The organism is Parasphingorhabdus sp., assembly GCF_036964675.1.
GTDB lineage: Bacteria > Pseudomonadota > Alphaproteobacteria > Sphingomonadales > Sphingomonadaceae > Parasphingorhabdus.
This window is the reverse complement of the sequence record NZ_JBALTF010000024.1, coordinates 16,866-30,776: the sequence shown is the minus strand read 5'-3', so window position 1 is coordinate 30,776 and position 13,911 is coordinate 16,866. Positions and strand designations below refer to the sequence as shown.

Annotated in this window: 17 protein-coding genes and 1 pseudogene; 10 read left to right on the top strand and 8 right to left on the bottom strand. The window is 57.1% G+C overall.

Going from position 1 to position 13,911, the window contains the following annotated elements; all coding sequences use genetic code 11:
* Both V7665_RS06290 and V7665_RS06285 read left to right on the top strand, forming a co-directional pair.
* A pseudogene (locus V7665_RS06290) lies at positions 1–398 on the top strand (protein translocase subunit SecF); the annotation flags it as partial.
* Positions 399–401: 3 nt separating this feature from the next.
* Positions 402–782, top strand: a complete 381-nt coding sequence (locus tag V7665_RS06285) for an Mth938-like domain-containing protein (protein ID WP_335663681.1) — start codon at positions 402–404, stop codon at positions 780–782.
* On the opposite strand, the gene V7665_RS06280 is transcribed toward V7665_RS06285, so the two are convergent.
* Both V7665_RS06280 and V7665_RS06275 read right to left on the bottom strand, forming a co-directional pair.
* Complete coding sequence (locus V7665_RS06280) at positions 779–1,957, bottom strand: glycosyltransferase (protein ID WP_335663680.1); 1,179 nt, start codon at positions 1,955–1,957, stop codon at positions 779–781. The two genes, V7665_RS06285 and V7665_RS06280, sit on opposite strands and share 4 nt — an antisense overlap.
* A 24-nt stretch (positions 1,958–1,981) precedes the next feature.
* Positions 1,982–2,545 carry a helix-turn-helix domain-containing protein gene (locus V7665_RS06275; protein WP_335663679.1) on the bottom strand — a complete coding sequence of 188 codons (564 nt, stop codon included), beginning with the start codon at positions 2,543–2,545 and terminating at the stop codon, positions 1,982–1,984.
* 86 nt (positions 2,546–2,631) lie between these two features.
* Here V7665_RS06275 and V7665_RS06270 point away from each other — a divergent pair, with 86 nt between their 5' ends.
* Positions 2,632–3,162, top strand: coding sequence for a DUF6456 domain-containing protein (locus V7665_RS06270; protein WP_335663678.1), 531 nt, complete (start codon positions 2,632–2,634; stop codon positions 3,160–3,162).
* Here V7665_RS06270 and V7665_RS06265 read toward each other — a convergent pair whose 3' ends face one another.
* A complete protein-coding gene (locus V7665_RS06265) occupies positions 3,163–4,983 on the bottom strand; it encodes an ABC-F family ATP-binding cassette domain-containing protein (RefSeq protein WP_335663677.1) in 1,821 nt (606 codons plus the stop codon).
* Between the two features lie 128 nt (positions 4,984–5,111).
* Between V7665_RS06265 and V7665_RS06260 the strand changes: the two genes are divergently transcribed.
* The 5 genes from V7665_RS06260 (at position 5,112) to V7665_RS06240 (ending at position 9,258) form a co-directional block, all read left to right on the top strand.
* A complete protein-coding gene (locus tag V7665_RS06260) occupies positions 5,112–5,969 on the top strand; it encodes an aminotransferase class IV (RefSeq protein WP_335663676.1) in 858 nt (285 codons plus the stop codon).
* Between the two features lie 16 nt (positions 5,970–5,985).
* A complete protein-coding gene (locus tag V7665_RS06255) occupies positions 5,986–6,702 on the top strand; it encodes an SIMPL domain-containing protein (protein WP_335663675.1) in 717 nt (238 codons plus the stop codon).
* A 68-nt stretch (positions 6,703–6,770) separates the two neighbouring features.
* Positions 6,771–7,079 carry a hypothetical protein gene (locus tag V7665_RS06250; protein WP_335663674.1) on the top strand — a complete coding sequence of 103 codons (309 nt, stop codon included), beginning with the start codon at positions 6,771–6,773 and terminating at the stop codon, positions 7,077–7,079.
* A 98-nt stretch (positions 7,080–7,177) separates the two neighbouring features.
* A complete protein-coding gene (locus tag V7665_RS06245) occupies positions 7,178–7,843 on the top strand; it encodes a response regulator transcription factor (RefSeq protein WP_067198543.1) in 666 nt (221 codons plus the stop codon).
* A gap of 95 nt (positions 7,844–7,938) precedes the next feature.
* Positions 7,939–9,258 (top strand): sensor histidine kinase, encoded by a 1,320-nt coding sequence (locus V7665_RS06240; protein WP_335663673.1) that lies wholly within the window; start codon positions 7,939–7,941, stop codon positions 9,256–9,258.
* On the opposite strand, the gene V7665_RS06235 is transcribed toward V7665_RS06240, so the two are convergent.
* Positions 9,255–9,539, bottom strand: a complete 285-nt coding sequence (locus V7665_RS06235; protein WP_335663672.1) for a chorismate mutase — start codon at positions 9,537–9,539, stop codon at positions 9,255–9,257. The two genes, V7665_RS06240 and V7665_RS06235, sit on opposite strands and share 4 nt — an antisense overlap.
* Positions 9,540–9,655: 116 nt before the next feature.
* On the opposite strand from V7665_RS06235, the gene V7665_RS06230 reads away from it, so the two are divergent.
* Positions 9,656–10,669, top strand: coding sequence for a polyprenyl synthetase family protein (locus tag V7665_RS06230; RefSeq protein ID WP_335663671.1), 1,014 nt, complete (start codon positions 9,656–9,658; stop codon positions 10,667–10,669).
* A 24-nt stretch (positions 10,670–10,693) separates the two neighbouring features.
* Positions 10,694–10,972 carry an ETC complex I subunit gene (locus V7665_RS06225; RefSeq protein ID WP_335663670.1) on the top strand — a complete coding sequence of 93 codons (279 nt, stop codon included), beginning with the start codon at positions 10,694–10,696 and terminating at the stop codon, positions 10,970–10,972.
* 152 nt (positions 10,973–11,124) lie between these two features.
* Here the strand turns inward: V7665_RS06225 and V7665_RS06220 are convergent, their stop codons facing one another.
* The 4 genes from V7665_RS06220 to V7665_RS06205 form a co-directional block, all read right to left on the bottom strand.
* Positions 11,125–11,637, bottom strand: a complete 513-nt coding sequence (locus tag V7665_RS06220; RefSeq protein WP_335663669.1) for an NUDIX hydrolase — start codon at positions 11,635–11,637, stop codon at positions 11,125–11,127.
* Between the two features lie 82 nt (positions 11,638–11,719).
* Positions 11,720–12,397 (bottom strand): TPM domain-containing protein, encoded by a 678-nt coding sequence (locus V7665_RS06215; protein WP_335663668.1) that lies wholly within the window; start codon positions 12,395–12,397, stop codon positions 11,720–11,722.
* The gene (locus V7665_RS06210; protein ID WP_335663667.1) at positions 12,397–13,167 is read right to left on the bottom strand and encodes a TPM domain-containing protein; all 771 of its coding nucleotides are present in this window, start codon (positions 13,165–13,167) and stop codon (positions 12,397–12,399) included. Before V7665_RS06210 ends, V7665_RS06215 begins: the two co-directional genes overlap by 1 nt.
* Before the next feature lie 50 nt (positions 13,168–13,217).
* Positions 13,218–13,808 (bottom strand): LemA family protein, encoded by a 591-nt coding sequence (locus tag V7665_RS06205; RefSeq protein WP_335663666.1) that lies wholly within the window; start codon positions 13,806–13,808, stop codon positions 13,218–13,220.
* Positions 13,809–13,911 lie beyond the last annotated feature (103 nt).

The window sequence follows — 13,911 nt, the reverse complement described above, 5'->3', positions numbered from 1 at the left end:
TCAACCTCAATATCGTCGCGGCGCTGCTGACGATCATCGGCTATTCTCTCAACGATACGATTGTCGTGTTCGACCGGATTCGCGAAAATCTGAAGAAATATCGCAAGATGGACATCATTGCCTTGCTCGACCTGTCGGTCAACGAGACCCTGGCGCGGACGGTGATGACCAGCTTGACCATGCTGATCGCGCTCGGCGCATTGATCTTGTGGGGACCGGATGTGATTTTCGGTTTCTCCGTGGCGATGTTCTTCGGCGTGTTTGTCGGTACCTACAGCTCGGTCTACATGGCTGCTCCGATCCTGATCTGGCTCAAGGTTGGCCCGGACACATTTGTGCCGGCAGAGTCAGACAACGACAAGGCGGAGAAGCTGGGCGGACCGGAACAGATTGGCTGAATCTTGGTAGAGCTTCGCAAGGATGTCGAGTTCACGGGGCCAGTAATCACTGGGTTCACGCCGACGGGCTACAAGATTGGTGAACAGCGGTACGAGCAAGGACTGCTGATTTCGCCCGAACAGGCTGTCGGCTGGACTGGCTCGGGTCTCGACCAGCTGAATCTCGCCGAGATATTGTCCAGCCTGAACCTGTCTCCCAAACCGGAATTTCTCCTGCTTGGCAGCGGTCCGTCGATGTTGCAGCCTCCGGCAGCTTTCCGACGGGAAGTGGAAGCGGCCGGCATGGGGCTCGAAGTCATGGACAGCCGGGCTGCGGCGCGCACCTGGGGTGTGTTGCGGGCTGAAGAACGCTGGATCGTCGGCGCGTTTCTGCCGCTGGCTTAGGTTTTTTCAGCGGCCTGGCGCAATATCGCCAGCAGCTGATCGCCGTTATTTTTCCAGCTGAACCGGCTGACCGTTGATCGCACCATATCCTGTTCCGGTGGATCGGCCAGGATTGCCTTTGCCGCCTCAACAATCGCCTCGACATTGGGATCGACGATCCGCCCGGCAACCGCACTGGTCACCAGTTCCCGCGCCCCACCGGCCTTGCTGATGATCACCGGCGTGCCGCAGGCAAGCGCCTCGACCCAAGCATTGGCTAGGCCTTCGGATCTGGACACAAGAATGGCGATATCAGCGGCAGCGGTCAGATGCGCCAGCTGCTCATGCGGCACGCTGCCGAGAAAACGGATGCGGTCGGCAACGCCAAGCTGATTGGCAAGCGCGCGGTAATTTTGCTCTGCTTCGCCCTTGCCGGCGAGCATCAATATAGCGTCCGGAAAGCTTGTCATGGCGCGGATCACGAGGTCCTGGTTCTTGCGCGGGATCAGCGCGCCTGTGCTGATGAATAACGGACCGTTGACGCCCAGCACCTGCTTCGCGGCAACCCGGTCAACGGGAACAAACCTGTCCTGGTCCAGTCCGGTATAATGGACCGTAATCTTGCCTCCATCCATTCCGAGCGCGATCATGTCCTGCTTCAGCGCTTCGGACACCGCCAGCAAGGCGTTGGCCTTCTCCGCCGCCTGCAATATCTGATCCCGGCATTTCGGATCGCTGCTCCAATGATGAATGTCAGCCCCGCGTGCCTTGATCGTAAAGGGAATGGCGAGCGCAGCCGCCAGCCGCATCGCTGCCGGTCCATCGGGATAGAAAAATTCAGCGTCGATCAGGTCAAACGGCGCTTCCTCGTGCAGTGTTTTGACCAAGGGTAATATGGCGTCGGCAATGCGCCGTGGATTGCTGGCGCCGCTGATCTTCGGGATCAGCTTGAACCGCGAGCGATAGACGTCGAGCCCGTGCCATTCCTCGTGCTCAGCCAAAGCATCGAGCGCTCGATATTGTGCCAGTTTGCGCAACGGCCAGGGCGCGATCCCGATCGGATTGATAACCGTCACACTCGTTTCCGGACGGTTCGCCAGCTCGGCGGTTTGCCGCTCGACAAATATCCCGAAATTGGGCGCCGAAACATTGGGAAACAATGTCGAAAGCGTCAGGATGTTGAGCGGACGGGTCATCGCAGGCTTCCTAGCACACAGGCCCTAAAGCTCCCTTACCAGCCGCACCGCAACGCCGATCCATTCGGGATCGCTGACAATCTGTTGCCGCGCACCACTGCCGAGCGGCAGGATCTGCAGGCGGTTGTCCTCGCGCCCGATCAGTCGGCCGAATAAATAGCGTCCGGCCGGGCGAGGAACCAATATGTCGCGATTGAGCGCGCCAGAAAATTGTTCCGGGATACGCCGCGACAGCCAGACATCGTCGCCCGCGCGATAATCACCAATACTGCTTTTGACGCGCAAGGCGACCATCGCTGGTTCGATGGTCGGTTGATAGATATTTTCGGTCTTGCCCAAAGCGTGTGCGCCCTTGTGATCGAGAATTGCGGCAACCGGCAATTCTTCCTGATCGGGCAATGACAGCAGCGCGGCGCTGTCCACGCCTAGGGCGTCAGCAATCCGGTTCAGCCAGTCGAGCGACAAGGTTCGTGTGCCTGTCTCCAGCCGCCCGATGGTTTGCGCGGTTGTCGGCGGTTCACACCTCTGGGCAACATCGTCCAGCGTCAATCCCTTGGCCTTGCGAACGTCTCTGATACGGCTGATCATTTTAAAACTCCAAACCTATATGGTTTTATCCTTTCCTACAATATCGCCAAAATGGCAAGTGTACAACAATCTATTCAGGAGATATTATGCCAGCCAAACCAACCAGAACAGACAAATCTCTATCCGACCCGCGTTTGCTCGCAGAACGGGCGCTCCCTCAGGATGGCGAGGAACGCAATGACCGCGCACCGAAGCGCAGGCGCGCGCGGAGCGTCACGGTCAACCTGTCAGAATCGCCCTTGGGCTGGCTTCACGCCAGAGGCCATTTGTCTGACCGGCAGTTTGATGCCGGAGAGAAACTTCGCGCCGACTGGGAAAGAGCCAATCTGGCACCCCGGGTAACGATGCGCTGGGATGCAGCGCCGGTCGCGGGAGGAAAACGCACTGCACCGGCGATATTGAACGAAACCGAAGCGCAGCTTGCCGCAAAACAGCGATTTTCAAATGCCATCGACCATCTGGGCAGTGATCTGTCCGATATAGCCTGGCGGATCATCTGTGGCGGGGAGGGCACGCCAGTTGCGGAGAAAAATCTGGGCTGGCCCGCACGGTCGGGCAAGCTGGTGCTGAAAATAGCGCTGGACCGACTGGCAATTTTCTACCGTCTGCCGGGCTGATCAGGGTTGGAGCAGTTGCTCGACTTCTTCTGCCAGTTCCAGCCAGCGCATTTCGGCTGCATCTTTTTCTTCGATCAGCGCGCTATTCTCTTTGGTCAGCTTGTCAAACTGCGGGAAATCACGAATATAAAGATTAGGATCGGCCAGCGCCTGCTCGATCTCTTTCATGCGCCGGTCGATCGCTTCTATCCGTTCCGGCAACAGATCATAATCGCGCTGGTCCCTGTAGCTCAGTTTCTTGCTTGGACTGCTGGAACGGGAGGTCGCCTGACCGGCGGATGTGCCCGATTTCGGTTTCGATGCCGGCTTCAGGTCGGCTTCAACCTGTTTGCGCTTGGCTTCCCATTCGGCATAGCCGCCCGCGATAACATCCACTTTGCCACTGCCATCCAGGCCCAGCGTGATGGTGACCGTGCGGTCGAGGAAATCGCGATCATGGCTGACCAGCAGCACGGTGCCTTCATAATCGGCGATGACCTCCTGCAGCAGATCGAGCGTTTCGAGGTCGAGGTCATTGGTCGGTTCGTCGAGCACCAGCAGATTCGACATGCGGGCAAATTCACGCGCGAGCAGAAGCCGCGATTGCTCGCCGCCGGACAATGTTCCGACCTTTGCGTCGATCAGCGTGGGCGCGAACAGAAATTCCTTCAGATAGCCTTGCACATGCTTTTTGGTGCCGCGCACATCGATCCAGTCGCTGCCGTCGGCAAGCACATCGCGGACTCTTTTGTCCGGGGTCAGCAGACTGCGTTGCTGGTCGATGAAAACGCCGTTCAGTGTCTTGGCCAGCGCCACGGTGCCCGTGTCCGGCTCCAATTCGCCGGTCAGCATTTTCAGCAGGGTCGTCTTCCCCGCGCCATTGGCGCCAACGATCCCGATCCGGTCACCGCGCTGGATGCGCAGGGAGAAATCACGAATGATGACGCGTTCGGCATCGCCTTGACCAAAGGACTTGGAAATATTGGTGGCCGTGATAACCGATTTGGTTCGGCTGTCATCGCTTTCGGCCTGCAGTTTGGCGGCGCCGGCCGGGCCGATCATCGCCGCGCGCTGCGCTCGCATGTCCCAAAGCTTTTGCAGCCGGCCCTGGTTGCGCTTGCGCCGGGCGGTTACGCCGCGTTCCAGCCAGTGCGCCTCGAGTTTCAGTCTGGCGTCGAGCCGCTCTGCCGAACGGGTCTCGTCGGCATAGATTTTTTCCATCCAGGCCTCATAGCCACCAAAGCCGACTTCCAGCCGCCGCAGCGATCCGCGGTCGAGCCACAATGTTTGTTTGGTCAACCGGGTCAAAAATGTACGGTCATGCGAGATCGTAATAAATGCGCCCTTATAGCGACCGAGCCATTCCTCGAGCCAGTCGATTGCGCTCAAATCCAGATGGTTGGTGGGTTCGTCGAGCAGCAGCAAATCCGGCTGCGACGCCAGCGCCCGGCAAAGCGCGGCGCGGCGTTTCTCGCCGCCGCTCGCTTTGTCTGCGCGGGTCGAAAGATCCGTTCCCAACTGATCGGCTATCGCCTCGACTTCATGCAATGCCGGCCCGTTTGCCCCGGACAGGGCAAAGTCGCGCAATGTTTCAAACGGCGTAAAATCGGGTTCCTGTTCCAGCATCACGATATTGACGCCCGGCTGGATAACCCTTTTCCCCTTGTCCGCTTCGATTTCGTCGGTGATCAACCGCAGCAGCGTCGTCTTTCCGGCGCCATTGCGCCCGATCAGTGCCAGTCGGTCGCGCGGACCGACATGCAGGTCGAGATCACGGAACAGCCATCCTTCGCCCTGGTGGAGCGAGAGATTCTCGTAAGAAAAAATGGGGGGCTGTGACATGGTTCCCGGGCGTTAGGGGCAAGCGGGCTTTGGCTCAAGCCTTCTCTTTTCGACAAAGGCCATTGACCTGCCGCATCATATCGGATTGTTAGGCGTGAAATTGATAATTTTGGTGATAGGTACGGGATTTGGAAACAGTATATTTGAACGGCGATTATGTTCCCAGGTCATCCGCCAAAATTTCCATATTTGACCGCGGATTGCTGTTTTCCGACGCGGTTTATGAGGTGATCTCGGTCATAGGCGGCCGGTTGATTGATATGGAACGACATGTCACCCGTCTGGAACGGTCGCTTGGCGAGCTTTCGATCAATGCTTTTGCAGACTGGTCCACCGTCTCGCAGAATCTGGTGGCGGAAAATGGCTTGCAGGAAGGCCTGATCTATTTGCAGGTTTCCCGCGGCGTGATGGACGAGCGGGACTATCGCTGGCCAGCGCCGGAGACGTCGCCGACCATTTTTGCCTTTGCCCAGGAGCGGACGCTGATCGACAACCCGATGGCCGATCGAGGGATGACAATCATCACCCGTCCCGATCTGCGCTGGCAAAGATGCGATATCAAGACAACCCAGCTGCTCTACGCATCGCTGATGAAAATGGAAGCGGTGGCAGGGGGAGTCGACGACGTCTGGATGACACGCGATGATATGATCACCGAAGGTACCTCGCAAAATGCGCATATCATCAACAAGGACGGCGTCCTGATTTCGCATCAGCTCGACCGCCGCATCCTGCCCGGCGTGACGCGGATCGAGATGCTAGCACAGGCAAAGTCCATGGGGTTGACGGTCGAGGAACGCGCCTTTTCCATCGACGAGGCAAAAAAGGCGGCGGAAGCCTTTGTTTCGTCCTCGACATTGCTGATCATGCCGGTTGTCGAGATTGACGGTCACAAGATTGGTGACGGTCAGCCAGGTGAACGAACCGGCAAAATCCGGCAAAACTATATAGCTGCCGTTCAGAGAGCTTGTTCTACAACGAGCTGAATCGATGGAGAAAATCATGAAACTTTCAATTTTGCTGGCCGGAGCGGCCATGGTCCTGATCCCGGCAAATTTCGCGCACGCTGCGAATGTCCAGATTGTCGCCCAGAATCCGGTGATCGAGCTCAGCGTGTCGGAACAGGTGGACAGTGCACCGGACACCGCCACGTTCAGCACCGGCGTGGAATCCAGGGCAAAGACCGCCACGCAGGCGCTGCGCGAAAATTCCGTGCAGGCGCGCGCGGTGATCAACCGGCTCAAATCGCTCGGCATTGCCGAAAAGGATATTCAGACCACCGGCATCAATCTGCGCGCGGATTATGATTATGATCAGGAAAGCCGGGAGAATCGCTTCGTCGGCTATGTGGTTTCCAATCAGGTTTCCGCGACCGTGCGTGATCTCCCCAGGCTTGGCGAGATTCTCGACGCGATCGTCAGCAGCGGCGCGACCAATTTAAACGGCCCCTCTTTTTCGATCAGCGATGACAGCAAGCTGAAGGATGTGGCGCGGGAGCGGGCGCTCACCAATGCCAAGGCGAGAGCGATGAGCTATGCCCGGTCTGAGGGATATACCGGCGTTCGGATACTCTCGATCAGCGAGGGCATTTCGTCCGAATCGGAGGCACCGATGATGCGGATGGAAAGCGCCGCCGCTTCGTCTGCCCCACCCCCGATCGCGCCGGGGCAGGTGGGAACGATCGTCTCGCTGAGCATTACCTATGAAATGACGCGTTAACATAGCGATCTGTAGCCTGAACCCGCCATTCACCTGATGTTAAAACCGCCGAGTCTAGGAGGGGCCCTATGTTGAAGAAATTCATATTTTTGCCCTGTCTAGCGCTGTGCTTGCCGCTTCTTGCGCCGCAAGTCGCTGCGGCTACGGATCGTCGCAGCGAACAGAATGAGGCGCGCTCGCAGATGATGGCTGGCAAGGTGAAATCAATCCGCTCGATTGAGAGTCGGATTTTGCCAAGAATGGCCGATAGCGAATATATCGGTCCCGAATTTGACCCGGGTGCGCAGGTTTATCGGCTGAAATTCATCCGCGACGGACGGGTAATATTTGTTGATGTCGATGGCCGGACCGGCGCGATTTTGCGCCAGTCTCGCTAATCTATATTGGCATTTTCCAATTTTCTAATTCATTGTACGTTCTAGGGATGGTGATATAGGCCAATCCACAGAATTAAGCATTATTTCGGAGGACAAGCATGCGCGTCTTGATCGTTGAAGACGAACCCACGCTGGGACAGCAGCTCAAATCGACATTGGAAGCCAATGGCTATGCCATTGACCTGTCGACGGATGGCGAGGATGGCCATTTCATGGGCTCGACCGAGGACTATGACGCGGTGATCCTGGATCTCGGCCTGCCCGAAATTGATGGCCTGACCGTGCTCGATCGCTGGCGCAAGGAAGAGCGCAATTTTCCGGTACTGGTGCTGACCGCCCGCGATAGCTGGTCGGACAAGGTTGCCGGACTGGATGCAGGCGCCGATGATTATCTCGCAAAACCATTTCAGACCGAGGAATTGATCGCGCGGCTGCGGGCGCTTATCCGCCGCGCCTCGGGCAATGCCTCGTCAGAACTCACCGCCGGTGCCGTGCGCCTCGATACTCGGTCAGGAAAAGTGACGCTCGATGGCAGTCCGGTCAAGCTGACGGCGCAGGAATATAAGCTGCTCTCCTACCTGATGCATCACAAGGGCAAAGTGGTGTCCCGGACCGAATTGATCGAACATATTTACGATCAGGATTTTGATCGCGATTCAAATACGATTGAAGTGTTCGTCACGCGCATCCGCAAGAAACTGGGCGCGGAAGTCATTTCGACGATTCGGGGTCTTGGTTATAGTCTAGAGGATCCCGAAGCCTGAATGAATCCAGCCAGATAGATAGTCCGGTCGATGAAAAGGCACCGACAACCCATATTCGGCTAGGCACACAGACCACCGGCTCGCTTGGTCGGCGGATGATCGGGATTGCTGCAGCATGGATTGTCATCCTGCTGTTCGGCGGCGGTTTCGCGCTGGACCGGGTGTTGAATGACGCGGTAACGCGCAATTTCGACAATCAACTGGAATATGTGCTGACCGCGATGATCGCTTCGGCGGAGATTGGACCCGATGGCGAGGTTTTCCTGAACCGGCCGCTCGGAGACCAGCGCTTTCTGGAGCCGAATAGCGGCCTTTACTGGCAGATCAGCGGCGAGGACCATGATGATTTTCCATCCCGCTCGCTGTGGGACCGGACCATGCAATCGAACATCACCCATGATGATCGGGCAACCCATATATATGACAGCATGCAGTTCGAGGACGAACCGCTGCGAGTACTCGAACGCACAATAATATTGCCAGATTCTGATACAAAATGGCTGTTTCAAGTCGCGCAGAGCCGGGACGGGCTGGATGGTCAGATTGCCAATATCAGGTCCATCCTGGTCAACAGCTTCCTGATCCTGGCGCTCGGCCTGATCGGCATGGCGGCGCTGCAGACGCTCTACGGCCTGTGGCCGCTCCGCAAGATTCGTATCGCCATCGCCTCCATGCGGACCGGCAAGCAGCGCCGGGTGGTCGAACCTATGCCGATCGAAGTCACGCCGATGGTGGACGAACTGAACGCCTTGCTCGACCATAATGAAAAGCAGGCTGAGGAAGCGCGCCGGCACGCCGGCAATCTGGCTCATGCCCTGAAAACCCCGCTCACCGTGATCATGAACAGCGCCACCGCCAAGGCCGATGATCTCGCTGACACGGTGATTCGCGAAGCCGGTGTCATGCGGCGGCAGGTCGACCATCACCTGGCGCGCGCACGGGCGGTGGGCAGGCGCGGCCATGCGCACAGCCGGGCCAAGGTCTGGCAAAGCCTGCAAGCGGTCGAACGCGCGGTCGGGCGGCTCTATCCTCATGTCCGGATCGATATTGATGGTGACAAGAACGTCGTCGCTTCGGTCGAGCGCCAGGATCTCGATGAAATGATCGGTAATCTGGTCGAAAATGCTGCCAAATATGGAGGTGGCAGTGTGTTCATCACCGTCGACAGCGATGATGAATTTGTCGAACTACAGATCGAAGATGACGGCCGCGGCATTCCTGAGAAAGACCGCCAGCGCATATTCGATCGCGGAGCGCGGCTCGACAGCGGCAAGCCGGGAACCGGTCTTGGTCTCGCTATCGTCCGTGATGTCGCGGAAATCTATGATGGGTCGGTATCGCTGGAAGAAAGCGAGGATCTGGGCGGATTGTTGGTGCGATTAAGGTTGCCCAGGTCGGAAGGGACTGATTCCTAGTCAGACTCTTCCCGGATGCGTTCATGGTGCCGAATCACTTCGTCGATGATGAAGCGCAAAAATTTTTCGGAAAATTCGGGGTCGAGATTGGCGTCGCTGGCGAGTTGGCGCAACCGGGCAATCTGTTCCTGTTCGCGGGCGCCATCAGCGGGAGGCAGGCTGTTCTTCGCCTTATATTCGCCTACTGCCTGGGTGACCTTGAAGCGTTCGGCCAGCATGAACACCAGCGCCGCATCGATATTGTTGATGCTTTCGCGATATTGTTTAAGCTTTTCATCCATGGTTCGCCGCCTGATTTTCGCTCGTCCGGGATTTTGTCCCACATATGCGGGATGCAACCGTATGAGACCTTATTTCACTTGCCTTATCCCTAGTGACTTGCCACATCCGGTGCAACATGTCAGCAACGGTCCATCATCTCGGGCGGGACACCGCGCCTTCACTTGAACCCATCATGTCGCTGGTCGCCAGCGATATGAATCAGGTCAACAGCGTAATTCTCGACCGTATGCAGTCGGAAATCCCCCTGATTCCGGAACTTGCCGGACATCTTATCGCTGGCGGTGGCAAGCGCATGCGCCCGATGCTGACCCTGGCAGCGGCGAAGCTGATCGGATATCCGGGGGATCGCCATTTCAAACTGGCCGCCGCAGTGGAATTTATCCACACCGCCACCCTGTTGCACGACGATGTTGTCGATGGTTCGGATTTGCGTCGTGGAAAAACCGCGGCCAATCTCATCTTCGGCAATCCGGCAACCGTCCTTGTCGGCGACTTTCTGTTTAGCCGGTCGTTCGAGCTGATGGTCGAGGATGGCTCCCTGAAAGTATTGAAAATATTGTCCAATGCTTCCGCTGTGATCGCAGAGGGAGAAGTCAATCAACTGACCGCGCAGCGCAAGATCGACACCAATGAAGACCGTTATCTGGATATCATTGGCGCCAAAACAGCGGCCTTGTTCGCAGCCGCCAGCCGGATAGCCGCCGTGGTTGCGGAATGCGATGAAGAAATTGAACTGGCGCTGGATAGCTATGGCCGCAATCTTGGCATTGCATTCCAACTGGTCGATGACGCGATTGACTATAGCTCCGATCGCGAAACCATGGGCAAGGATGCCGGTGATGATTTCCGCGAAGGAAAGGTGACCTTGCCGGTCATATTGGCCTATGCACGGGGCAACGAGGAAGACCGTAAATTCTGGAAAGATGCGATCATCGGGCATAAAAGCTCGGATGAGGATCTCGCTCGGGCAACAGGCTTGCTTCGCTCGACCGGAGCGATGACAGATACGATGTCGAGGGCCCGGCATTATGGCCAACGGGCAATCGATGCGCTGGGAATTTTTGCATCCGGAAAAGCGAAAGATGCGATGACCGAAGCGGTTGAATTTGCCATATCCCGCGCTTATTGAGCCGGTTCAAGACAGGAACAGAAAATGGCCGCACGAATTTATCAAATCCCCAGAAATGCAATGCAGTCGGGCAGGGCCCTGACCGATAAATGGGTACTCGAATTTGAACCGGCCGAAGCGCGCAAGCCCGATCCGCTGACTGGCTGGGCAGGCTCTGGTGATACCCAGCGTCAAGTAGAGCTGAGCTTTGCTTCCTGCGATGCGGCAAAAGCCTATGCCGACAAACATGCTATCGCTTATTCTGTGATACCAACGCCGCACAAGACTCTGAAAATACAGGCTTACGCCGACAATTTTCGCTAGCGGCATGCTTGCGAAGGCAGGAATCCATTTCCTAATCTTTCGATTCGCACCATGTTTCGCGGGTGCTCGCTTGTCTGGCACCTGATACCGTCATCCATGATGTTATGCTCGGATGTCGGGAGATGGACAGCTGCTTGCGCCAGTGAACATATTCAGCCCAGTTGCAGCAACAAGAGCATCTTCACATCGATCCCGGCACCTTCGCGGCGCTTCTTTTCGACAAAATTGTCCAGTTCGGCCAGCGCGACCCGATGGACGGTAATATCCTCTCCATCGGTTCCACCGCCTTCGCTGACTTTGACTAGCCCACCGGCCTTGAACAGCGAGAAGCTCTCCGACACCATCCCGGGCGACGAATAAAATTCGCCGCAATCTTTCATGGTTTCTGCCCGATAACCGGTTTCTTCTTCCAGCTCGCGGATCGCAGCGATGGCGCTGTCTTCATCGCTATTATCGTCATGGTCGCCGACCAGACCGGCCGGAAGCTCGATACAATATTTGCCCAGCGGAACGCGAAATTGCTCGACCAGCAGCACATGTCCTGCATCAATCGCAAGAATGACCGCAGCCCTGATGCCGCGGCTGCGCGAGACATATTCCCATTTGCCTGCGCGCTTGGCCGTGATGAACCGGCCTTCCCACATGATCTCGATATTTTCGGACATTTCTACCCCGTTCGTGCTGAGCCTGTCGAAATAGGGCCTGCCGCAAAAATTACCCTTCGACAAGCTCAGGGCGAACGGAATGTCAAAGTTCGATCAATCTGTCAGGCAACTCATTCGGGTTCTGATCGGTTTTGGGGAAATGTTCAGTCAGGACAATGCCCATCTGGCGCACCGCCTCGGCCATGCCTTCGCCCGGTGTGCCAGCGCGCACCAGATCGATCATGCCAATCATCGCGTCGCCCCATATTGATGGCTCCACTTTTGCGACAATGGCTTCATCGGCAACGATTTCCGCGCGATGCTCGCGCATCGACAGATAGAGCAAGATGCCGGTTCGGCCGACCGTCCGATGGTCTGTAGTAACCCGGAACAAAGACACCGCGCGCTTGCGCACGCGAGCTTTTTTGATCGGCGGCGGGATCAGGATGAACAGCAACGGCTTCCAGATCAGAATCAGTCTGGTGCCGAAAAATTTCAGCGCGGTAAGGATGAACAGGGTCCAATAGGGCAGGGCGGTCATTCCGCTCCAGCCACCAGCAAACCAGTCGATGATATTCAGATATATTTCGGGGAACAGGCTGACCACCAGCAATGCGGTAAGCGCGACGAGTCCTGATATGGCCCAGGCAACGTCGCCATAATGATCGGATTCGCTGGTCACAATCGTGACGATTTCACCATCGGTCGACTTCTCGGCCTGCGAAACTGCTGACGTGACGATCTTGTGATCGTCCGGTTTGAATTGGTTCACCTTGCTCATCACCATCCCCCCGACGCGCCGCCGCCGCCAAAGCTGCCGCCGCCTCCGCCAAAGCCGCCACCAAAACCGCCGCCGCCGCCAAAGCCGGAGCTGCCCCCACCAAAGCCTGATCCGCCGCCCCAGATGACGACCGGACCGGCACCATGACGATAGCGTTTGCCGCCGCGGTTCGAGAACATCGGGATGATAACGAAGAAGATCAGAATGAACGCCCAGAAGATCATCAGGCCAATATTGCCGCCGTCGCCCTGACTGGCCTGCTGTCCCGCGTCCTGCGCGATGAGACGCGCTTCGTCTTCCGGCAGGGTCAGTTGTGTTGAAATGCGGTCCACACCGGCAATTATTCCACCGGCCATATTGTTGTCGCGGAACTGAGGCAGGATATCATTCTGGATGATGATGCTCGACAGGGCATCGGTCATGATACCTTCGAGACCATAGCCCACTTCGACACGCACCTTGCGTTCATTGGGCGCGACCAGCAGGATCAGGCCATTATCCTTTTCCGTCTCGCCTTCGCCGTCTTGCCCGATGCCCCAGGTCCGACCAAGCTGATAGCCATAGTCGGCGATATCATAGCCTTCGAGACTGTTGACGGTCGCGACAACCAGCTGACGATTGGACTGGGTTTCCAAGGCAGCGAGCCTCGCCGTGAGCTCAGCCTCTTGGGCAGGATCAAGCAAATCTGCCTGATCGACAACGCGGCCAGTAAGCTCCGGGAAGCTTTGGGCAAAAGCCGGGCTGGCGATTGCAAAAAGGGCGACGGCCAAGCCGGAAAGGACCGTCTTCAACGGATGAAAGAATCGAAGAGCAATCACCCCTAGAAGCTAACTTCAGGTGCTTCGTCGGCGCCTTCGGTTGTCGCGGCAAATGGTTCCATCGGCTTTGCTCCATGGATGATTTTGGCGCCGATAATATCGGGGAATGTCCGGATTGTGGTATTATATTGGCGGACCGCTTCATTATAATCGCGACGGGCGACATTGATGCGGTTCTCCGTCCCTTCCAGCTGGCTTTGCAGCGCGAGGAAGTTCTGGTTGGACTTGAGGTCGGGATAGGCTTCAACCGTCGCCATCAGGCGTCCAAGCCCTTTTGAGAGAGCGCCTTGTGCTGCTGCAAATTCCTGGACCTTGGCGGGGTCGCCAAGATCGTCGGCGCTGAGCTGAATGGAGCTAGCCTTTGCCCGGGCTTCAACCACGGCGGTCAGCGTGTCCTGCTCCTGGGTCGCAAAGCCTTTCACGGTTTCCACCAGATTCGGGATCAGATCGGCGCGGCGCTGATAGGTGCTTTCGACATCAGCCCATTTGGCTTTTGCATTTTCCTCCGCCGTCGGCACGCTGTTGATCCCGCAGGCGCTTAGCGACAAGGCCACGGCCGGAACCACAAGAAATTTAATCCATTTTGTCAGCATGTTTGAATATCCTCCATCCGCGCGGCGAGACGTCGTTCCGCTTTTGTAAAACTAGGCATCATCGGCCATTTTTGCAACGCTTGCGCTCGACAATTTCGTAATA

Excerpts from the sequence above, each read along its gene's own strand:
- V7665_RS06280 (WP_335663680.1), bottom strand. The coding sequence starts at position 1,957 with ATGACCCGTCCGCTCAACATCCTGACGCTTTCGACATTGTTTCCCAAT.
- V7665_RS06275 (WP_335663679.1), bottom strand. The coding sequence starts at position 2,545 with ATGATCAGCCGTATCAGAGACGTTCGCAAGGCCAAGGGATTGACGCTG.
- V7665_RS06270 (WP_335663678.1), top strand. The coding sequence starts at position 2,632 with ATGCCAGCCAAACCAACCAGAACAGACAAATCTCTATCCGACCCGCGT.
- V7665_RS06265 (WP_335663677.1), bottom strand. The coding sequence starts at position 4,983 with ATGTCACAGCCCCCCATTTTTTCTTACGAGAATCTCTCGCTCCACCAG.
- V7665_RS06255 (WP_335663675.1), top strand. The coding sequence starts at position 5,986 with ATGAAACTTTCAATTTTGCTGGCCGGAGCGGCCATGGTCCTGATCCCG.
- V7665_RS06250 (WP_335663674.1), top strand. The coding sequence starts at position 6,771 with ATGTTGAAGAAATTCATATTTTTGCCCTGTCTAGCGCTGTGCTTGCCG.
- V7665_RS06245 (WP_067198543.1), top strand. The coding sequence starts at position 7,178 with ATGCGCGTCTTGATCGTTGAAGACGAACCCACGCTGGGACAGCAGCTC.
- V7665_RS06240 (WP_335663673.1), top strand. The coding sequence starts at position 7,939 with ATGATCGGGATTGCTGCAGCATGGATTGTCATCCTGCTGTTCGGCGGC.
- V7665_RS06235 (WP_335663672.1), bottom strand. The coding sequence starts at position 9,539 with ATGGATGAAAAGCTTAAACAATATCGCGAAAGCATCAACAATATCGAT.
- V7665_RS06230 (WP_335663671.1), top strand. The coding sequence starts at position 9,656 with ATGTCAGCAACGGTCCATCATCTCGGGCGGGACACCGCGCCTTCACTT.
- V7665_RS06225 (WP_335663670.1), top strand. The coding sequence starts at position 10,694 with ATGGCCGCACGAATTTATCAAATCCCCAGAAATGCAATGCAGTCGGGC.
- V7665_RS06220 (WP_335663669.1), bottom strand. The coding sequence starts at position 11,637 with ATGTCCGAAAATATCGAGATCATGTGGGAAGGCCGGTTCATCACGGCC.
- V7665_RS06215 (WP_335663668.1), bottom strand. The coding sequence starts at position 12,397 with ATGAGCAAGGTGAACCAATTCAAACCGGACGATCACAAGATCGTCACG.
- V7665_RS06205 (WP_335663666.1), bottom strand. The coding sequence starts at position 13,808 with ATGCTGACAAAATGGATTAAATTTCTTGTGGTTCCGGCCGTGGCCTTG.